The 19,792-nt window shown below is 66.4% G+C and carries 17 protein-coding genes and 2 pseudogenes; 7 read left to right on the plus strand and 12 right to left on the minus strand.

Annotated features, from left to right (window positions below; translation table 11 throughout):
* Positions 1–28 precede the first annotated feature (28 nt).
* Both METLW4_RS0117240 and METLW4_RS0117245 read right to left on the minus strand, forming a co-directional pair.
* Positions 29–415 (minus strand): type II toxin-antitoxin system VapC family toxin, encoded by a 387-nt coding sequence (locus METLW4_RS0117240; RefSeq protein WP_018267481.1) that lies wholly within the window; start codon positions 413–415, stop codon positions 29–31.
* Positions 412–657: a type II toxin-antitoxin system Phd/YefM family antitoxin gene (locus tag METLW4_RS0117245; RefSeq protein WP_018267482.1), complete on the minus strand. Its 246-nt coding sequence runs from the start codon at positions 655–657 to the stop codon at positions 412–414. Before METLW4_RS0117245 ends, METLW4_RS0117240 begins: the two co-directional genes overlap by 4 nt.
* A 139-nt stretch (positions 658–796) precedes the next feature.
* On the opposite strand from METLW4_RS0117245, the pseudogene METLW4_RS28895 reads away from it, so the two are divergent.
* A pseudogene (locus METLW4_RS28895) lies at positions 797–1,657 on the plus strand (acyltransferase family protein); the annotation flags it as partial.
* 111 nt (positions 1,658–1,768) lie between these two features.
* Here METLW4_RS28895 and epmA read toward each other — a convergent pair.
* Positions 1,769–2,800: pseudogene (epmA, locus tag METLW4_RS27875) on the minus strand (EF-P lysine aminoacylase EpmA); the annotation flags it as partial.
* Positions 2,801–2,986: 186 nt separating this feature from the next.
* On the opposite strand from epmA, the gene efp reads away from it, so the two are divergent.
* The gene (gene efp / locus METLW4_RS0117255) at positions 2,987–3,556 is read left to right on the plus strand and encodes an elongation factor P (protein WP_018267484.1); all 570 of its coding nucleotides are present in this window, start codon (positions 2,987–2,989) and stop codon (positions 3,554–3,556) included.
* Positions 3,557–3,640: 84 nt separating this feature from the next.
* Here efp and METLW4_RS0117260 read toward each other — a convergent pair whose 3' ends face one another.
* From METLW4_RS0117260 to METLW4_RS0117295, 8 genes are all read right to left on the minus strand, one after another.
* On the minus strand, positions 3,641–4,042 hold the full coding sequence (locus METLW4_RS0117260; protein WP_018267485.1) for a very short patch repair endonuclease: 402 nt from the start codon (positions 4,040–4,042) through the stop codon (positions 3,641–3,643).
* A gap of 5 nt (positions 4,043–4,047) precedes the next feature.
* Positions 4,048–5,199 carry a DNA cytosine methyltransferase gene (locus tag METLW4_RS0117265; RefSeq protein ID WP_018267486.1) on the minus strand — a complete coding sequence of 384 codons (1,152 nt, stop codon included), beginning with the start codon at positions 5,197–5,199 and terminating at the stop codon, positions 4,048–4,050.
* 90 nt (positions 5,200–5,289) lie between these two features.
* Positions 5,290–5,790, minus strand: coding sequence for a cytochrome c-type biogenesis protein (locus METLW4_RS0117270; RefSeq protein WP_018267487.1), 501 nt, complete (start codon positions 5,788–5,790; stop codon positions 5,290–5,292).
* A gap of 161 nt (positions 5,791–5,951) precedes the next feature.
* Positions 5,952–7,913: a heme lyase CcmF/NrfE family subunit gene (locus tag METLW4_RS0117275; RefSeq protein WP_018267488.1), complete on the minus strand. Its 1,962-nt coding sequence runs from the start codon at positions 7,911–7,913 to the stop codon at positions 5,952–5,954.
* A 115-nt stretch (positions 7,914–8,028) separates the two neighbouring features.
* On the minus strand, positions 8,029–8,475 hold the full coding sequence (ccmE, locus tag METLW4_RS0117280; protein ID WP_018267489.1) for a cytochrome c maturation protein CcmE: 447 nt from the start codon (positions 8,473–8,475) through the stop codon (positions 8,029–8,031).
* Between the two features lie 111 nt (positions 8,476–8,586).
* On the minus strand, positions 8,587–9,693 hold the full coding sequence (gene ccmI / locus METLW4_RS0117285) for a c-type cytochrome biogenesis protein CcmI (protein ID WP_020493753.1): 1,107 nt from the start codon (positions 9,691–9,693) through the stop codon (positions 8,587–8,589).
* A gap of 57 nt (positions 9,694–9,750) precedes the next feature.
* Positions 9,751–11,172, minus strand: a complete 1,422-nt coding sequence (locus METLW4_RS0117290; RefSeq protein ID WP_018267491.1) for a cryptochrome/photolyase family protein — start codon at positions 11,170–11,172, stop codon at positions 9,751–9,753.
* A 4-nt stretch (positions 11,173–11,176) separates the two neighbouring features.
* Complete coding sequence (locus tag METLW4_RS0117295; protein ID WP_018267492.1) at positions 11,177–12,652, minus strand: amino acid permease; 1,476 nt, start codon at positions 12,650–12,652, stop codon at positions 11,177–11,179.
* 308 nt (positions 12,653–12,960) lie between these two features.
* On the opposite strand from METLW4_RS0117295, the gene METLW4_RS25175 reads away from it, so the two are divergent.
* Positions 12,961–13,932 (plus strand): LLM class flavin-dependent oxidoreductase, encoded by a 972-nt coding sequence (locus METLW4_RS25175; protein WP_157235208.1) that lies wholly within the window; start codon positions 12,961–12,963, stop codon positions 13,930–13,932.
* 81 nt (positions 13,933–14,013) lie between these two features.
* Here the strand turns inward: METLW4_RS25175 and METLW4_RS0117305 are convergent, their stop codons facing one another.
* Positions 14,014–14,508, minus strand: a complete 495-nt coding sequence (locus tag METLW4_RS0117305) for a GlcG/HbpS family heme-binding protein (RefSeq protein WP_026191588.1) — start codon at positions 14,506–14,508, stop codon at positions 14,014–14,016.
* A 297-nt stretch (positions 14,509–14,805) separates the two neighbouring features.
* On the opposite strand from METLW4_RS0117305, the gene METLW4_RS0117310 reads away from it, so the two are divergent.
* From METLW4_RS0117310 to METLW4_RS0117325, 4 genes are all read left to right on the plus strand, one after another.
* Positions 14,806–15,435, plus strand: a complete 630-nt coding sequence (locus tag METLW4_RS0117310) for a helix-turn-helix domain-containing protein (protein ID WP_018267495.1) — start codon at positions 14,806–14,808, stop codon at positions 15,433–15,435.
* 257 nt (positions 15,436–15,692) lie between these two features.
* The gene (locus METLW4_RS0117315) at positions 15,693–16,640 is read left to right on the plus strand and encodes a family 2A encapsulin nanocompartment shell protein (RefSeq protein WP_018267496.1); all 948 of its coding nucleotides are present in this window, start codon (positions 15,693–15,695) and stop codon (positions 16,638–16,640) included.
* A 185-nt stretch (positions 16,641–16,825) separates the two neighbouring features.
* Positions 16,826–19,018: a family 2A encapsulin nanocompartment cargo protein cysteine desulfurase gene (locus METLW4_RS0117320; RefSeq protein ID WP_157235210.1), complete on the plus strand. Its 2,193-nt coding sequence runs from the start codon at positions 16,826–16,828 to the stop codon at positions 19,016–19,018.
* 189 nt (positions 19,019–19,207) lie between these two features.
* Complete coding sequence (locus METLW4_RS0117325) at positions 19,208–19,651, plus strand: RrF2 family transcriptional regulator (RefSeq protein WP_018267498.1); 444 nt, start codon at positions 19,208–19,210, stop codon at positions 19,649–19,651.
* Positions 19,652–19,792: the final 141 nt, after the last annotated feature.

Here is a 19,792-nt window from a genome sequence, read left to right on the forward strand (position 1 = left end):
AACGGGACTTTCGGCGTCGCCGAGCGACTCAACATTTTCGGATCGGCCCAGGATAGAGCGCGACGATCCGATCCGCGGTGAGCAGCTCGACGCCTTCGACTATCGCCTGGGCGACGAGCATTCGATCGAATGGGTCCTTGTGGAGGGGCGGAAGCGCTTCCACCGCGGCGGCATGTCGGCCCGAGATCGGCAACTCGCTATAACCGTTTTCCAGGAGGCATCGTCGGAATACGGCTGTGTCGACGCGGAAGTCGTCACGTTTCAAGCCGTTTTTAACGGCGATCTCCCAAATGCTCGCGACGCTGAAGATCGGCTCGCTGGTCGCCTCTTCGAGCAAGATGCGACACTGATGCGGCAATTTCTGCGGCTCTGACGCCGCCCACAACAATAGATGAGTGTCGAGCAGCAGCTTCATTCGTCGACGCCGAACAAGCGCTCGATCTCTTCTTGTCCCATGCAGTCGAAATCATCGGGAGTATGAAAGCAGCCTGCCATGAAGCCGAGCCGCTTGGCCTCTCCCGCAGTGGGCGCCGAGAGCGCCGTGACCTGGACGAGGGGCTTGCCGGCCTTCGCGATGATGAAGGACTCGCCCTTGGCTGCTTCATCGACGAGGCGCGACAGTTGCGTCTTCGCTTCGTGAATATTGATCGTGCGCATGGCCCGTCCTCTGGACTTAGTTTAATTAGTTTAGTCTACCAGGTTCGCCAATGGCAAGCGTCGTCGACTCACATGGCGCTGTTTTCGTCGATCTCCCTGCCTATAGTGCCGCAGCACGTCCCCTCGCTCTCGAGCCCCTATGCCCGTCACCACCCAAAGCACGCCATGGGAGATTCTGGCGCTGCTGCGCTTCTTCCTCGCCTTCGTGGTCCTCTCCGGGCATTTGAGCTGGTATCCGGCGGCCTCTGGCGGCTTTGTCGAGACATTCGACGATTTCGGCGGCAAGGCCGCGGTGCTCGGCTTTCTGCTGATGTCCGGCTTTTCCATCGCCGCCTCGCTGGAGCGCGAGGAAAAAGGCTTCTATCTGAGGCGCTTGCTGCGCATCTATCCGCTCTATCTCGGCGCGGTGGCGCTGTCGCTGCTGGTCGAGGCGGCGACCCACGGCCATGTCCAGATCGGCGGCTTCTCGATCGAGGGCGAGAAATATTCGGCCGCGCTCGGCAATCTGTTTTTCCTGCAGGCTTTTTTCGTGCGGCCTCTGCAATTCGACGGGCCGCTGTGGTCGCTGGCGATCGAGGTCTTCTATTATCTGCTCGCGCCCTTCTTCCGGCGCCTCGAGCAAAAGCGCCTGCTCGCGCTGATGGCTCTGTCCCTCTTCTGCTTTCTATTGCCGCGTGACGCCGATTTCGGCCTCGCCTATCGGGCGCTGCTCAAAGCCAATGCGCTGGATTATCTCTGGTGCTGGCTGCTCGGCTTTCTTTTGTGGCGGGAGCGGTCCGTCGCGACGCTGGGCTTCGCCGTCCTCGGCGCGGCGGCGGTGCGCTTCGGGCCGATGACGCCTGAGCCCTTGGCCGTCGTCACCTTTCTCGCGCCGCTCGCCGCGCTTCTCCTTCGCGGCAGGATCGCCTTTCCGCAGCGGCTGCGCGGCGTGGCGGCCTATCTCGGGGCCTTCTCTTACCCGCTCTATCTCTTCCATTTTCCGGCGATGATCATGGGCTATGCGATCTTCGGCCTGCGCGCGCCGGAGGCGCTGCTGGTCCTCGCGCTGGCGACGGCGCTGCTCGCATTCCACGCCATCGATCGGCGTCGAGAAAGGCGCGGCGGCTACGTCCCCCTTTTCCGCCACCGGCGTCCACAAGACCTGCTCGATGCGCTCCGCCCCGCTGGCCAGCATCGCCAGCCGATCGAAGCCGAGCGCTATTCCGCTGGCCGGCGGCATATGGGCGAGCGCTTCGAGGAAATCCTCATCGACCGGATAGCGGTCGCCATAGATGCGGGCGCGCTTCTCCATCTGCTCCTCGAAACGGCGGCGCTGCTCGGCCGGGTCGGTCAGCTCGCCGAAGCCATTGGCGAGCTCCACCCCGCAGGCGAAGAGCTCGAAACGCTCGGCGAAACGCGGGTCGTCGGCCTTGGGCCGGGCCAGCGCCGCCTCGCTCGCCGGATAGTCGCAGAGCAGCGTCGCGCGCGCCCGGCCGAGCTGCGGCTCCACTTTCTCGGAGAGAATCTTGCTGAAGAGGTCGGACCAATCATCGTCCTCGGCGACGCGTATCCCGTCCAGCGCGGCGGCGCGGGCGAGGCCGTCGCGGTCGCCGAGCAGGGCGGCGAGGTCCATGCCGGCGTAGCGGTCGAAGGCCTCGCGGCAGGAGATCGCCTCCGGCTCCTCATAAGGATCGACGCTCGCGCCCCTATAGGCGAATCGCTCGACGCCGAGCGCCTCGGCCGTCGCGGCGAGCAGGCCGGCGCAATCCTCCATCAGCCGCTCCGGCGGTTCATGCGCCCTATACCATTCCAGCATGGTGAACTCGGGATGGTGGAGGGCGCTGCGCTCGCGGTTGCGGAACACGCGGGCGAAGGTGAAGATGCGCTCCTCCCCCGCCGCCAGCAGCTTTTTGCAGGAAAACTCCGGCGACGTATGGAGATAGAGCCGGCTCGCCTCACCCGCGTCGGAGACGAGATCGACGCCGAAAGCCGATATATGCGTCTCATTGCCCGGCGAGAGCTGAAGGGCCGCCGTCTCCACCTCGGCGAAGCCTTGGGCGGAGAAAAACTGCCTCAGGGCGACGGCGATCCGCGCGCGAGCCTTGAGAAATGGCTTGCGATCGGCGTAAACATCCCTGGCCCACCAGGGCGACACTCGCGTCATTCGTCGAGCCATCCATGGGTTCGAGGGCGGCGGCCGAGTCCCGCGCGAGAGGCGCGGACGAGCCTTTTTCGAGCGATCTGATCGCTCCAATGCGAATCGGACCCTTTTTTGATCCGACCGGATCAGAAAAGGGTCCGAGCCGTTCATAGACCGGCCGAACGCGGCCAGCAATCGAGGATAAACAACGTGAAAGTCATCGCCAGCTCGATCCGCAAGGGCAATATCATCGAGAAGGAGGACGGCCATCTCTATGTCGTTCTGAAGGCCGAGAGCTTCTTCCCCGGCAAGGGCACGCCCACGACGCAGATCGACATGCGCCGCCTCGCCGACGGGGTGAAGGTCGCCGACCGCTACAAGACCACCGAGCAGGTCGAGCGCGCCTTCGTCGAGGATCAGGACTTCAGCTATCTCTTCGGCGATGACGACGGCTACACTTTCATGAACACCGCCACCTATGACCAGGTCATCGTGCCCAAGGACGTCATCGGCGATCAGGCGCAATGGCTGCAGGAGGGCATGGTCTGCATTCTGTCGCTGTTCAACGGAACCGCCGTGGCGATCCAGCTCCCGGCCCGCGTGACCCTCGAGATCACCGAGACCGAGCCGGCGATGAAGGGCCAGACGGCCTCCTCTTCCTACAAGCCCGCCATCGCCTCCAACGGCGCCCGCGTGATGGTGCCGCCGCACATCCAGGCCGGCACGCGCATCGTCATCCAGACGGAAGACGGCTCCTACGTCGAGCGCGCGAAGGATTGACCTTCGTCATTGCGAGCCGAAGGCGAAGCAATCCAGAGCCGTGAGGCGGCCCCTGGATCGCTTCGCTCCGCTCGCGATGACGGCTCACGCCAAAAACTCTCGAAGCTTCGCTTCCAGCGCCGCGCGGTCCTTCAGCTCGCATTCCCACACGATGAGCGCGCGCCAGCCGATGCTGGCGAGCTTTTCCTGATGCGCAATGTCGCGCGCGCGATTGCGCGCGATCTTGCCGCGCCAATAATCGGCGTTGGTCTTTGGCGTTCGCGCGCCGCGCGCGCAATCATGTCCGTGCCAGAAGCAGCCATGCACGAATATGGCGCGCTTTCTCCCCACATAGGCGATATCGGGATTGCCCGGCACATCCTCGCGATGCAGCCGGTAATGCGGCGCAAAGCCGCGCAGCAGCGCGCGCACGGCTTTCTCGGGAGAAGTGTCGCGCGATTTCACCGCGCGCATGATGGCGGAGCGTTTGGCGTGGTCTTCCGCCATGGCCGTCAGGCGGCGGCTCTCGAGAGGCCGCGCAGCGTGATGAGCAGCGGCTCGAGAATATGCGCGGCGAGATGGCGCGCCACGGGCGCGACGACGCCGTCGCCGGTGAGGTGGTAGGCCTCGTTGTAATTGCGCGGCAGCTGGTAATCCTCGGGCAGGCCCATCAGCCGCGCCGTCTCGCGCGCCGAGATCAATCGCGAGCGCATGCGGCCCTTCTCGACGATCAGCACGATTTGTCGGCTGGAGCCGCCGGCGGGCGTGCGCAGGCACCCGGCGAGATCGTCGAAACGCGCCTCGGCGCGCTGAATCTTCTCGCCATCGGCGCCATAGCGCGTGCGGCGATAGAGCGTTCCCACCATGCGCCGCCCGGCGCATTTCGCCGCCTCCACCTTGGCGCGATTGAGATCGCTCATCTTGGCGAGCAGCGCTTGCGTCTCCTCGCGATCATGCCAGGCGACGCCCTCCAGCCTGTCGTCGATGAGATCGGCGAGGCGCGTGTTGCGCGCGGCGGGCGCGGCGAGGCGCCACCAGATCCAATTCTCACGCAGCGCGCGCGGCAGGCGCTCCTGCGCCGTGAGCAGCGCGCGCGTATGCCAGAGGGGCGAGGGCTCCGCGGTCGTCAGCTCGGCGGGAGCGACGAAATCATCATGCAGCGCGACGATGAACAAGCGCGGCCGCGATTGCGGCACGAATATCGCGGCGTCGATCACCAGCGCGCCGAAGCGATAGTTCTCGCCGGCGAGCGCGGAGCAGAGCGCCTCGAAATCCTTTCCGCCATGCGAGGTCAGCGCGCCGCAGACATTCTCCAGCACCAGCAGCGGCGGATGGCGCCCTTCCTTGCGCAGCGCTTTGACGATCTCGAAAAACGGCCAGAACGTCCCGGAGCGCTCGCCCTTCAGCCCGGCGCCGGCGCCGGCGAGCGAGAGGTCCTGACAGGGGAAGGAGGCCCAGACGAGATCGGCTCTGCCGGGCAGATCGGCGGTCGTCACCTTGCGCACATCGCCGGGGAAGAGTTCCTTATCTCCCCAATTGGCGCGATAGCTCTCGCATTTCTTCAGGTCGAAATCATTGGCGAAGAGGCATCGCCAGCCCTCGCCGAGCCCGGCGCGCGCCATGCCGCCACCAGCGAAGAATTCGTAATAGCTCGGCTTCTCCATGCGCCGAGTCTAGCGCAATTCGACCTTGGGCGACATGCCTCCGCCCCGGCCCTCCCCTGCTTTCGCGAGAGAGGGGGCGGACTCGGCGCTTCATGAAGGTTGCGCGTCGCCTCTGCCGCTTCCCTCTCCCGCGCGAGCGGGGGAGGGTGAGGGAGGGGGCTCGACGCCCAGCGCCTGCAATTGCGCGCGCTCTTCCGCTGTGAGCGCGGGGGCGGCGCGGCGATTGCGGCGCGTGGCCGCGAAGATCGCCCAGACGCCGCCGATCAGCGCCAGCGCGGGGGCCGCCCACAGCAGCAGCGTCTCTCGTTTCACCGGCGGGCGCAGCAGCACGAAATCGCCGTAGCGCGCCACCACATAATCGCGCACCTCGGCGTCGCTCGCGCCGTCCTTCAGCCGCTCGCGCACGATGACGCGCAGGTCCTTGGCGAGCGGCGCGTCGGAATCGTCGATCGATTGATTCTGGCAGACGAGGCAGCGCAATTCGCTGGCGATGGCGCGCGCGCGGGCCTCGAGCTTGGGATCGGCGAGCTTTTCGGAAGGCTCGACGGCGAGAACTGGAGACAGAAGCGCGACGCTGAGCGCGAGTGACAAAAGAAAGGGCGTTCCCCTCTCCCGCTCGCGGGAGAGGGTGGCTCGACGAAGTCGAGTCGGGTGAGGGTCCGCGCCGAAACCCTCATCCGACCTCGCTTCGCGAGGCCACCTTCTCCCGCGCGCGGGAGAAGGAAGAACGGAGAGATTCCGCGACATCCGCATCACTCCGCCGCCTGTGGCTGCGCAGCCGTGCGGGCGCGGCTGGCGACGCCGATGCGCAGGCGCCGATCGGCGAGCGACAATCCGCCGCCGAGCGCCATCACCACGGCGCCGAGCCAGATCAGCAGCACCAGCGGCTTGTAATAGAGCCGCGCGTCCAGCGTTCCGTCCTCATGCTGCTCGCCGAGCGCGGCATAGACCTGTCCGAGGCCGAGCGTGACGATGCCCGCCTCCGTGCGCGCCATGCGGCGCGCCTGATAGAAGCGCTTCGCCGGCTCGATATGCGCGATCGTCTCGCCGCCCTTGCGCAGCGCCATCACGGCGTAGGTCTCCGCGTAATTGGGGCCGGCGCGCGAGGCGATATCCTCGATCACGATCTGATAGGGGCCGACCTCTTGGGCGACGCCCGGCTTCATGGCGACGATCTGCTCGACGCCCCAGCCGGTCGCGGCGAGGCCGAGCAGCGACAGCCCCATTCCCGCATGGGCGATCGAGGTTCCCCAGGCCGAGAGCGGCAGGCCGCGCAAGCGCGCGAGCGCATTGCCTTGCGCGGCGCGTTGCGCAATGTCCGAAAACGCGCCGACGACGAGATAGACGGCGAGGCCGACGCTGACAATGGAGAGAACCGGCGCGCCATAGAGCGCGCCGAAAGCCGCCAGCGCTACGACGCCCGCCGCAAAAGCCGCGCGCAGACGCTGCAGCGCTGCGGCGAGATCGCCGCGCTTCCAGGCGAGCATTTGGCCGATCGGCATCAGCAGCACGAGCGGCAGAGCGATCGGGATCAAGACGGTGTTGAAGAAAGGCGCGCCGACGGAGATTTTGTCGCCGGTCAGCGCCTCCAGCGCCAGCGGATAGAGCGTGCCGATGACGACGGTCGCGCAGGCGACCGTCAGCAGCAGATTATTGACGACCAGCGCGCCCTCGCGCGAGATCGGCGCGAAGAGACCGCCCGTCGGCAGAGCGCTGGCGCGAAAAGCGAAGAGCGCCAGCGCGCCGCCGATGAAGGCGACGAGTATGGCGAGAATGAACACGCCGCGCTCGGGATCGCTGGCGAAGGCGTGCACAGAGGTGAGCACGCCCGAGCGCACCAGGAATGTGCCGAGCAGCGACAGCGAGAAGGCGAGAATGGAGAGGAAGATCGTCCAGACCTTCAGCGCCTCGCGCTTCTCCATCACCGCCGCGCAATGCAGCAGCGCCGTGCCGGCGAGCCAGGGCATGAGCGAGGCGTTCTCGACAGGATCCCAGAACCAGAAGCCGCCCCAGCCCAAAGTGTAATAGGCCCAATACGAGCCCATCGCGATGCCGAGCGTCAGGAATATCCAGGCGGCGAGCGTCCATGGCCGCACGAAGCGCGCCCAGGCGGCGTCTATGCGTCCGCCGATCAGCGCCGCAGCGGCGAAGGAGAAGACGATCGAGAAGCCGACATAGCCGAGATAGAGCAGCGGCGGATGAATGGCGAGGCCGGGGTCTTGCAGAATCGGGTTGAGGTCGCGCCCCTGCCAGGGCGGATCGGCGACGCGCGCGAAAGGATTGGAGGTCAGCAGAATGAAGGCGAGAAAGGCCGCGCCCATCAATCCCTGCACGGCGAGCGTGTCGGCGCGCAGCAAATCCGGCATGGCGCGCGAGAGCAATGCGATGGCCGCGCCGCAGGAGGAGAGCACCAGCACCCACAGCAGCATGGAGCCTTCGTGATTTCCCCACACGCCGGAGATTTTATAGATCATCGGCTTCAAGGAGTGGGAGTTCTCGATCACATTGACGAGCGAGAAATCCGAGACGACATGCGCGTAGGTGAGCGCGCCATAGGCCGTGGCGACGAGGAGAAATTGCGCCACCGCCACAGGGCGCGCGACGCGCATCAGCGCGACATCGCGCAGCCGCGCGCCGACGAAGGGAAGAATGGCCTGCGCCAGCGCGAGAGCCAGCGCCAGAACGAGCGCGAAATGGCCGGTCTCGACGATCATATCGCCTCCTCGCGGTGGGTGTGAAGGAGAGCGAGCCTGAAGGCTCGCGGTCCGGTGCGGGCCTCGGACCGCGAGCCTTCAGGCTCGCATCGGCGACGATCGTCGGCGAGCCGCGTCATTTCTTCGTCCCTTCGCCCTGCCACACGCCCTGCTTCTTCAGCGAGTCGGCGACCTCGCGCGGCATGTAGCGCTCGTCGTGCTTGGCCAGCACGCTATCGGCGCGAAAGGCGCCGTCGGCGCCGAGCGTTCCATCGACGACGACGCCCTGTCCCTCGCGGAACAGGTCCGGCAGCAGGCCCTTATAGGCGACGCCGAGATCGGCGGTTCTGTCGGTGACGGTGAAAGCGACATTGCGGTCGTCGCCGCGCTGCACAGAGCCTTCCTTCACCAGTCCGCCGATGCGCAGCCGCGTCCCTGGCGCGACATGCTTTTGCGCGAGCTCTGCAGGCGAATAGAAGAACACGATATTGTCGCGCAGCGCGAACAGCGCCAGCCCGACGGCGACGGCGAGAACCGCGAGCGCGCCGGAGATGAGCGCGAGCCTCTTGCCCTTGCGAGTCATTGGTCTTCCACCTGATTGGCGCCGAGAGCGAGCCTGAAGGCTCGCGGTCCAACCGCCTCGGACCGCGAGCCTTCAGGCTCGCATCGATTGCGCGCGTCATTCGTCATTGCGTCAACCTCCAACGCCCAATTCGCGCGCCAGCGCATCGACGCGGGCGAGACCATCCTTGTCCTGCGCCAGCGCCTTGTGGGCGCCGTCGAGCGCGGTCTTGGCCTTTTCCGTCTCGGCCAGCACGCTATAGGCGCGAATCAGCCGCAGCCAGCCCTCGACATCGGCGCCGTCCTGCTCGAGCTTGCCGCGCAGCCGCTCCACCATCGTGCGAATGGCGTCCATTCGCTGCGCCTCGGGCATTGCGGCGATCTTCGCGCCTTCCTCGCTCGCCGGCGCGGATTCGGGCGCGGGCGCGCTGCGCAATTGCGCGAGCAGCGCCTCGACGCGCGGACGCCAGGGGGCGTCGGCCGGGCCGTCGGAGACGAGCTTGGTCCAAATGTCTTCGGCCTTCTCGCGCGCGCCGGTCTGCGCCGCCTCGAGGCCGAGGTAGAAGCGCGCCATGGCGGACTGCGGATCGAGCGCGAGCGCCGCCTCGAACTCGCGCATGGCCTGCGGCGTCACGCGGCCTTCGGAGGCCAGCACGCGGGCTTCGCCGAGCGCATTGTGGCGATGCGGCGTCGGCCCCAGCAGGCGCAGCGCCTTCTCATAGGCGTCGGCGGCGTCCGCCGCGCGGCCGTTGCGCAGATAGAAGGGGGCGATCACCTCATAGCCGCGGCCATCCTCGGGATGCTCGGCGAGATGCGCCTCTATGCGCGCCACGGCGGTCGCTATGTCGGTGTGGCCGGGCTTGGCCTCGAGCCGCGCCTCGAGCGACGCGTCCGGCAGATCGGGGCGGCCGAGCTTGCCATAGAGCAGCAGCGCGAGAGCGGGGATCAGAATGATCGCGCTCGCCGCCGCGACAATGGCGTTGCGGCGGGAGGTGGCGGCGGCGCCGGCGCTCGCGCCGCGGGCGCGCAGCAGGCGGCGGGCGGCCTCGGTCCGCGCGGTCTCGGCGTCGGCGGCGGACAGGCGCCCTTCGGCGCTCTCGCGCGCGATCTCGGCGATCTGCTCCTCGAAAAAGGCGATGTCGGTGGCGGCGGCGTCGGCGACGCCGCTTTTGCGGGCGAGCGGCCACAGCACGCTCATGACTGCGGCGCCGGTCAGTAGAGCGAAGATAAGCCAGATCATGGCCCGGCTGTTTAGAGGGAATCCGACTGAGAGGGAAGGGAGATAGAATTTCCCGCCTCACCCGGCGCGTAGAGAAGCGTAAGCTTCGAGCGCTCTTTTCCGCGCCGCGGCGTGATCGACGATGGGCCGCGGATAGGTCTCGCCGAGAGCAATCCCCGCTTGGCGCAGCGCGCGCTCCGGCGCGGCCCAGGGCTTGTGAATATATTTCGCCTCGAGCCGCGCCAGCTCGGGGACGAAGCGGCGGACAAAGGCGCCGTCGGGATCGAATTTCTCGCCCTGCAGCACGGGATTGAAGATGCGGAAATATGGCGCGGCGTCGGCGCCGCAGCCGGCGACCCATTGCCAATTGCCGGAATTATCGGCGAGATCGGCGTCGACCAGCGTGTCCCAGAACCAGCGTTCGCCCTCCCGCCAGGGCAGCAGGAGATGCTTCACCAGAAAGGAGGCGGCCACCATGCGCAGCCGATTGTGCATGAAGCCGGTCCGCCACAGCTGGCGCATGGCGGCGTCGACCAGCGGATAGCCGGTCTCGCCCTTCTTCCAGGCTTCGAGCGCGCCTGCGTCATTCGCCCAGGGGAAGCGCGCGAAGGATTTATCGAGCGGCGCCTTCGGCATATCGGGATGGGCGGCGAGCAGATGGTGACAAAATTCCCGCCAGCCGAGCTCGCGCAGAAAGGCGAGGCGCCCCGCCTCGGGCGCGGCGGCGGTCGCGCTCCAAATCTGCATCGGCGAAATCTCGCCCCAATGGAGATGCGGCGAGAGGCGCGAGGCGCCGTCCTTCGCAGGAAAATCCCGCAGCAGAGCATAGGCGCCTATGCCGTCGCGCAGAAAATCGTCGAGGCGCCGCTGCGCGCCGGCCTCGCCCGGCCGCCAGCTCTCGCGCAGGCCCTCCGCCCAATCCGGCGCCTTCGGCTGCAGCCGCCAATCGGCGAGCCGATCGCTCGCGGGGGCGGGCGCGGCTTGGAGCTTCTTTGGCGCGGGCAGAGGCGGCGCCGGCTGCAGACGCTCGGCGAGCGCGCGCCAGAAGGGCGTGAAGACGCGGAAGGGCTTCCCCTGCGCATTGCAGACCGAGCCGGGCTCGGCGAGCAGAGCGCCGGCGAAGCTTCGCGTCGTGACGCCGCGCTCGCGCAGCTTCGCCTCTAGCTCCGCGTCGCGATCTGTCGCCCAGGGCTCATAGATGCGGTTGCAATAGACGGCGGCGGCGCCGGTCTCCGCGACGAGGCGCGAGAGCTCCGCCTGCGCGTCGCCGCGCCGCAATGTCAGCGGCGCGCCGCGCTTCTCGAGATCGCGCGAGAGGGCGGCGAGGCTCTCGTGCAGCCACCAGCGGGAGGCGCCGCCGAGCCGCCATTCGCCGCCTTCTTCCTCATCGAGAATGAAGGCGGGGATCAGCGGCGCGCCGGAGGCGACGGCGGCGCTCAGGGCGCGATTATCGGTGAGCCGAAGGTCGCGCCGAAACCAGATGATGGCCGGCGCGCTCAACGCCTCACCTGCGGCGGGTGCGCAGGCTGCCGTAGAAATAATAGAGCGCGAGCCCGGCCGCCATCCAGACGAAGAGGCGGATCCAGGTTTCGATCGGCAGCGCGCCCATCAGCGCGAGACAGGAGAAAATGCCGCAAATCGGCACCCATGGAATGCCCGGCGCGCGGAAGGGGCGATGCAGCTCCGGGCTCTTGCGACGCAAATAGAGCACGGCGCCGCAGACGAGCGCGAAAGCGGAGAGCGTGCCGATCGACACCATTTCGTCGAGGATCTCGATGGGGAACAGGCCGGCGGCGATCGCCACCAGCACGCCGACGACGATCTGGCTGATCGCCGGGGTCTTATAGACCGGGTGCAGCCTGGCGAAGACGGAGGGCAGCATGCGGTCATGCGCCATGGAGTAGAAGACTCGCGTCTGGCCGAAGAGCAGCGCCAGAATGACGGTGGTGAGGCCGGCCAGCGCGCCGATCTTGACCGTCCACGCCATCCAGGAGGCGCCGGTGGCGTCCATCGCCACGGCGATCGGGTCCGGCACATTGAGCGCCGTGTAGGAGACGACGCCCGTCGCCACGCCGGCGACGCCGATGAACAGCACGGTGCAGATGGCGAGCGAGCCGATGATGCCGATCGGCACGTCGCGCTGCGGCAGCTTGGCTTCCTGCGCCGCCGTCGAGACCGCGTCGAAGCCGATATAGGAGAAGAAGACGACGGAGGCGCCGCGCAGCACGCCGCTCCAGCCGTAATGGCCGAATTCGCCGGTGTTCTCGGGCACGAAAGGCGTCCAATGCGCCGTGTCGATATGGGAGACGCCGAAGAAAATAACGATCAGCACCACGCCGAGCTTCACGAAGACGATGAAATTATTGAACATGGAGGATTCGTGCGTGCCGCGCGCCAAGAGCAGCGAGAGCGCCAGTATCACCAGAGCCGCCGGCAGGTTGAAGAATCCATGGCCGGCCGCGGCGCCGACATGGCCGGCTTCCGAGAAATAGGCCGTCGTCCATTGTGGCGGCAAATCTATGCCGATTCCATGCAGCACGCGGTTGAAATAGCCCGCCCAGCCGACCGCCACTGTCGCCGCGCCGAGCCCATATTCGAGCACGAGATCCCAGCCGATGATCCAGGCGAAAACCTCGCCGAGCGTGGCGTATGTGTAGGTGTAGGCGCTGCCCGAGACGGGGATGAGCGCGGCGAGCTCCGAATAGCAGAGCGCGACGAAGGCGCAGGCGAGGCCGGCGAGCGCGAAGGAGATGACGACGCCCGGCCCGGCGAATTTCGCCGCGACCGTGCCGGTGAGCACGAAAATGCCGGCGCCGATGATGCCGCCTATGCCGAGCGCGGTGAGCGAGACCGGCCCGAGGGCGCGCGCGAAATTGCCGCCTTCCTCTATGTGATTTTCAGCGAGAATTTCGTCTACGCTCTTGCGCGCGAAAAAATTGCGCGTCGGCGCGCGCGCGCCGGTCGTCGTGTCTTGCACCACGAGGAGATCCCTTCTTCCGCAATCGGCGCTCGCGCGAAAGCGCGCAGGCCGTGATCGGGCCGCGATTATGGTTGCGCTGTGAAAAGGTTACAAGAGGCGCAAGCGTGAGCGGCAGGGTGATCGCGCCTTGGGCGGCCTTGTCGCATTTCCGACGTCGGCCGCTCGTCGCGGAAGCGGCCGAGGGCGCCGGAGCGGCGGAATCTCGCTGTTCGACGCAGAAAAATCGGGCCGCGCGCGGGGGCGGCTCGGTTGTTGCAGGTCTTCGCGCAATCTCCCCGGCGCCTGGCCGGGCCAGCTGGAGCGGCGCGATGAATCCGCGTTTTGGTTATCTCTGCCTGTTCGACAATCCGACCCTCGAGGCCGGCCGCGCCTTGACGCGCCAGCTCATATTGGTGCGTGAGGCGGAGCGCATGCGCTTCGACGACATTTGGTTCGCCGAGCATCATTTCGACGATCATTTCCCGAGCGGCGCCAACTCTGTGATGCTCGGCTATGCGGCGGGCGTCACCATGCGGGCGCGGATCGGCTCGGCGTCTTTTCTGCCGGCGCTGCGCGATCCGATCCAGCTCGCCGAAGATGTCGCCAGCATCGATCTCTTGACCAAGGGCCGGTTCAGCTTCGGCGTCGCCAGCGGCGCCGATTTTCCCAAGCAGACCCTCAATTTCGGCGTCGCGCCGGAGGACGCCAACGAGCGCGGCCTGGAGGCGTTGGAGCTCGTCGAGCGCCTGCTGCTGGAGAGCGAGGTCACGCATAAGGGCAAATATTTCCAGGTGGAGAAGCTGAGCCTCTCGCCGCGGCCGGAGCAGAAGGTTCCGACCTGGATCGCGACGACGGCGGAGAGCACGATTCGCCTCGCTGCGCGCAAGGGCTATGGGCTCATGGCGTCGGCGACCTGCACGAATGACGAACTGCATCGCATTCTCGGCGTCTACAAAGACGAGGCGCCCGACGGCGACCCGCGTCTGGTGCTCGCGCGCTTCGGCTTTGCGACACAGGAACGCGCCGAGGCGGTGTCGATCGCGACCCCCTATCTCGAGGATTATTGCGCCAAGGCCAACGCCGCGCGCGCCGAGGGCGAGGCGCCGCTCGATCCGCAGGCGCTTTTGTCCATGTCGCTGGTCGGCAGCTTCAAGGAGGTCGCGGACCAGGTGAACAGTCTGAACGAGGAGTTCGGCGTGCATGGCATAGCGATGGCGCCCACCACCTCGCAATTCGACACGGTGAAGCGCTGTCTCGCGGCTTTCGTCGACGAGATTCGTCTGCGTCTGCCGGTGGATTGATCGAGAGCGCATTCCGATCGAACGGACAGAGCTCTCGACGCGAGAGAGCCGCTCGGCCGAGCGGCTCTCCGATCTGTCGCTCTACTTGAGCTGGTCGGCGACCTTGTCGATGCCGGCCTTGGCGCAGGCCTCGTCCTTGTCGCCGCCCGGCGCGCCGGAGACGCCGACGGCGCCGATCACCACTTCGCCCGCCTTGATCGGCAGAGCACCCTGCGCCGCGATCACATTGGCGAGATGCACAGCGCTCAGCGTCGGATTGTCCTTCACGCGCTGTGCGAACTCACCCGAGGGCGTGCGGAAGGTGCGCGAGGTGTAGGCCTTGCGATGGCTGTTCTCGAAAGTATGCGGCGAGGAGCCGTCGCCGCGAATGGCGATGAGGATCTGGCCCTCCTCGCCGACGACCGTCACCGAGATGCGATAGCCCTGCTGATAGCAGACGTCATAGGCGGTCTGCGCAATGGCGAGAGCGACCGGCGTGGGCAGGATCTTCTGCGTGAGCAGCTCGGCGTTGGCGGGCGCCAGCGTCGCGGCGAAGGCGCCGAGAGCGGCGAAGGAGGCGAGGAGTTTCGACGTCATGGTCTCTCCGGGGAAGAGGAAATTTTGCTCCACATCCCGACGGGGATGGTAAACCGATCAATGTTATAGAATTCATGAACCGTCAAGGCCGCGCTATAGCGCGCCGAATGGACGAGCCTTGTCGCCGATACGCTGCCGCGCGTAGCGGGCCTTCTCTATAAATGCAAATAAAAGAACGAAAAATCCGCAGTGTGGCGAATAGGTCGCGCTCGCCGAAGAAAAGCCGCGCGCCCGTCATAATTCTTGACCGCGGCCAAAGCGACAGATTAAAAAATATTTAGAAAATAGGAGTTGTCGATGGGTAGATTCCAGCGTTCGTCCGACTCCGAGCCGCCCCGCAGCGAAGCCTCCGAGCGCCTCGCCGATACGGTGGCGCAGCGGCTCGAGCGGCTGATCGCCCGCAAGGGCCGCTCGCTCGAGCGGCTCGCCGAGCTGAGCGGCGTCGAGCTGGAAGAGCTGCGGTCGATCGAATCCGGGGCCAAGGCGCCGACGATCGCCCATTTGTGGCGCATCGCCAATGCGATCGGCGTTCCCTTCGGCAGCCTCGTCGCCTCACAGGAGCGCAGCGGCGTGCTCGTCATGCGCAGGGCCAGCCCGCGGCTGATCGGCTCGCAGGACGGCAATTTTCTCTCGCGCCCGTTGTTTCCTTATGACAGCGCCCGGCCCGTCGAATTCTATGAGGTCACGATCGCGCCGCTGCATCAGGAGCGCGCCGAGGCCCATGCCCCGGGCGCGAAGGAGACGCTGGTCGTCGCGCAGGGCGAGATCGAGATCATCGCCGGTCGCGAGCCGCCGGTGACGCTCGCCGCGGGCGACGCCGTCGATTTTCTCGCCGACGTGCCGCACAGCTATCGCAATCTCGGCGAGACGCCGGCGAGCTTCTTTCTCGTAATGTCCTATGCCGCGGCCGAGGCGAGCGAGACGTGAGCGCTGCGGTCGGCGCTGTTCGACACACTATATGGTTCTTGTAGACGTATAGTAAGTGAATATAAAAAGATAAGTAATTGAAAGTAGTAAAATTTTCTATTTCGAATACTATTGATTTGCATGGGGCGCGACTGTAGTTATCGCTCGCGGTTCGGATTCGTCCCGCCGCGCTTTTTCGATGACGGCCGACGTTCATCGGCGTCCGCGCGAGCTGAAGCTCGCGTCGGCGCCGGGCGCATCGTTCGAGGAATGAACCCATGACCACGGAACCAGAAGTCCGGCGGACGCTGAGCGAATCTGCGGCCCGCCAGCTCGCCAATGCGACCAAGACGAGAGCGCAGTGGTCGGGCATCACCCCGCGCTGGCTCGTGTCCTTTCTGCCTTGGACGCCCGTCGAGGCCGGCATCTACCGGCTGAACCGCGTCAAGGAAGAGGGCGCCCTCACCGACGCCGACGTGACCTGCAGCCCGGCCCGCGACCGCGACGCCGATCTGCCGGAGACCTTCGTCGATTACGAGGATCATCCGCGCGAATATTCGATGAACGCGGTCACGACCGTGCTCGACGTGCAGACCCGCGTCTCCGATCTCTACAGCCATCCTTACGATCAGATCCAGGAGCAGGTCCGCCTGCTGACGGAGAAGGTCAAGGAGAAGCAGGAGAGCGAGCTCATCAACAACGCCGAATACGGCCTGCTCGCCAACGCCCATCCGTCCATGAAGATCAGGACGCGGACGGGCGCGCCGACGCCGGACGATCTCGACGAGCTCATCACCAAGGTGTGGAAGGAGCCGGCCTTCTTCCTCGCGCATCCGCGCGCCATTGCGGCCTTCGGTCGCGAATGCACTCGTCGCGGCGTGCCGCCGCCGACCGTCACTTTGTTCGGCTCGCCCTTCATCACCTGGCGCGGCCTGCCCTTGGTGCCGAGCGACAAGCTCTTCATCGACGAGAACGGCAAGACCAATATTCTGCTGCTGCGCACGGGCGAGAAGAAGCAGGGCGTGATCGGCCTGTTCCAGCCGGGCATTCCCGGCGAGGTGGCGCCGAGCCTCTCGGTGCGCTTCATGGGCATCAACCGCAAGGCCATCGCCTCCTATCTCATCTCGCTCTATTGCTCGGCCGCCGTGCTGACGCATGACGCGCTCGGCGTGCTCGAGGGCGTCGAGGTGGGCAAGTTCCACGATTACGGCGACAAATACGTCTGAGCGCATCGGGTCCCGCTTCGGCGGAACCCGAGTGATCGGCTGAAGCTTTCCTCATCCTGAGGAGGCGGCGTAGCCGCCGTCTCGAAGGACGAGGAATGCTTCGTTCGCCATCTTCTGGCGCTCGCGGGTGACGCTCTTGCGGCTTCTTGCGACGGAAGAGCTTTCGACAGAGACGAGGAATGATCATGTCTTCTGCGCCGTCCAATTCCGCGGCCTTCGGCGCCAGCGCGCCGGACGCGCCCTCCGAGGAGACGCTGACGCGCCATGGCGCGCCGTCCTTTCCCGATCCGGCCATGATCGCCCGCCTCGCCAATGCTTTTTTCCAGGCCTCGCCCAGCGAATCGCCGGCGACGCTCTCTCCCGGCGCGCCGATCGTGCCGCCGACCCTTCCCGAGGCGCCGGCCCCCTCCATCGTCACCAGCGTCGCGCCCTATGCGCCGGCGCGTGCGCCCGTGGGGCCGCCGGACGTTCCGCCGACGACGATTCCCTCCATCGCGCCGACGCCCAATCTCTCCGCGCCCTCGGCGCCGGTCGGTCTGCAGCCGGCGGTCCCGCCCTATGGGCTCTCGGATGTTCCGCAGCCGGGCGCGTCCGCCGGCGCCTTCGAGCCGGGGAGCCCTTCGGCGGCGGCGATCGATTATTCCGCCATTCCCAGCACGCTGGCGCAATATGGCGGCGCCGCCCCCGTGCAGGCGCCGGCGCCCTATGGCGCCTATGACGCCAGCTCCGTCCCCGGCGGCGTGAAAGCCGCCCCGGCCGACAATCTCTATTTCCTGCACGAGCGCGCGACGCCCGCCGCGGCGCCGTCCGATCCCTCGCTCTCGCTCGTCGATCGCTATGACGTCGATGTCGATGGCGCGCCGGAAGCGCCCGCCCTCGCCGCGCCGGAGAGCTTCGCCTATTCCGGCCCCTCCGAGGCCGATCCGCATCGCGTCTCGGATGCGTTCGCGCTGGGGACGCCCAATGTCGCGCTGCCGGAAATCTCCGGGCAGGAGCGCAGCTTCGCGCCCGGCGCCGCCGGTCCCGCGGCCACCGATTCGCTCTATTTCCTCGATCGCGCCGGCGCCGTTCCCGCCGCGCCGAAGACGGCTCCGCAAGAGTCGCAGGGCTATGCGCCGCAGCTCGCGGCCAGCGCGCCGGCGAGCCGGGCGGCCTTCGACCCCTATGCTGTGAAGCGCGACTTCCCCATTCTGCAGCAGCAGGTGCATGGCAAGCCGCTCATCTGGCTCGACAACGCCGCGACGACGCAAAAGCCGCAGGCGGTCATCGACCGTCTCGCCCATTTCTACGAATATGAGAACTCCAACATTCATCGCGCCGCCCATGCGCTGGCGGCGCGCTCGACCGACGCCTATGAGGCCGCGCGCGAGAAGGCGCGCCGCTTCCTGAAGGCGCCTTCGGTCAAGGACATCATCTTCGTGCGCGGCGCCACCGAGGCGATCAATCTCGTCGCCCAGGCCTGGGGTCGCCGCAATGTGCAGGCGGGGGACGAGATCGTCGTCTCCTGGCTCGAGCATCACGCCAATATCGTGCCCTGGCAGCAGCTCTGCGCCGAGAAAGGCGCGCGTCTGCGCGTCGCGCCGGTGGACGATCGCGGCCAGATCATCCTCGAGGAATATGAGAAGCTGCTGAACCCCAAGACGCGGATCGTCTCGGTGACGCAGGTCTCCAACGCGCTCGGCACGGTGACGCCGGTGCATGAGATCACGGCCATGGCCCATCGCCATGGCGCGCGCGTGCTCATCGACGGCGCGCAGTCCGTCTCGCATATGCCGGTGGACGTGCAGTCGATCGGCTGCGACTTCTTCGTCTTCTCCGGCCATAAGGTGTTCGGCCCGACGGGAATCGGCGTCGTCTACGGCAGGGACGACGTTCTCGCCGACATGCCGCCCTGGCAGGGCGGCGGCAATATGATCGCCGACGTCACCTTCGAGAAGACCATTTATCAAGGGCCGCCGGAGCGTTTCGAGGCCGGCACCGGCAATATCGCCGACGCCGTGGGCCTCGGCGCGGCGCTCGATTATGTCGAATCGATCGGCATGGAGGTGATCGCCCGCTATGAGCATGATCTCCTCGTCTATGCGACGGAGAAGATGCGCATGGTGCCGGGCCTCACCTTCATCGGCACGGCGGCGGAGAAGGCGAGCGTGCTCTCCTTCGTGCTCGACGGCCATCGCACCGAGGAGGTCGGCAAGGCGCTGGACCGCGAGGGCATAGCGGTGCGCGCCGGCCATCATTGCGCGCAGCCGATTCTGCGCCGCTTCGGCCTCGAGGCGACCGTGCGGCCGTCGCTGGCCTTCTATAATACATGCGCGGATGTCGATGCGCTGGTCGCCGCGCTTTTGCGCCTGCAGAGCGGCCGCGCCGGCTTTTTCTGAAGGGATGCCGCTCGTCGCTCGAGGGCTCGTGAACGGGCCTCTCGGGCGCTCGAGGAAAATCTTCTTTCGCGCCGGCAGGGGCGCATCCTCCCCATCTTCCATCCGTTGTTTCAACGAAAGCTCTATCGTCTTTATTGACTTCCAGACTCGCCACTAATAGTCTACAGTTTTTATAGACGAGGTGGCCAGATGCTGACGAAAAAAGGCAAATACGGCATCAAAGCCATGAGCTATCTCGCGCGATTCGAGCCTGGGCGGACGGTGCCGGTGCAGGAGATCGCGACGACGCAGCGCATCCCTAAAAAATTTCTCGACGCCATCCTCTGCGAGCTGCGCAATCTCGGCTATGTCAGCTCCAAAATGGGCAAGGGCGGCGGCTACACGCTGGCCCGCCCGGCCGAGACCATCACCGTCGGCAACATCATTCGCGCGCTCGACGGTCCGCTGGCGCCGCTCCCCTGCGCCAGCAAGACGCGCTACCAGCCCTGCGACGATTGCGTCGATGTCGAAAAATGCGCCGTCCGGCTGGTGATGCAGGACGCTCAGCGCGCTCTGTCCGGCGTGCTCGACAATTGCTCGCTCGCCCATGTTCGCGACCTCGCCGATGAGGTCGCGCTCTGCTACGAGATCTGATCTTTCAATCGTTTCGCAGCATTGCATAGCGCCTGCGGCGCGCATGGCGCCGTGCGGGCGGCCGAGCGCCGGCGCGCACGTGCGACGACGTGCGGATCGCCCTGCTTTTTTCGATGAGAAGTTGATCTTCTTTGTAGACTT

Origin of the sequence: Methylosinus sp. LW4, from assembly GCF_000379125.1 — a bacterium.
GTDB lineage: Bacteria > Pseudomonadota > Alphaproteobacteria > Rhizobiales > Beijerinckiaceae > Methylosinus.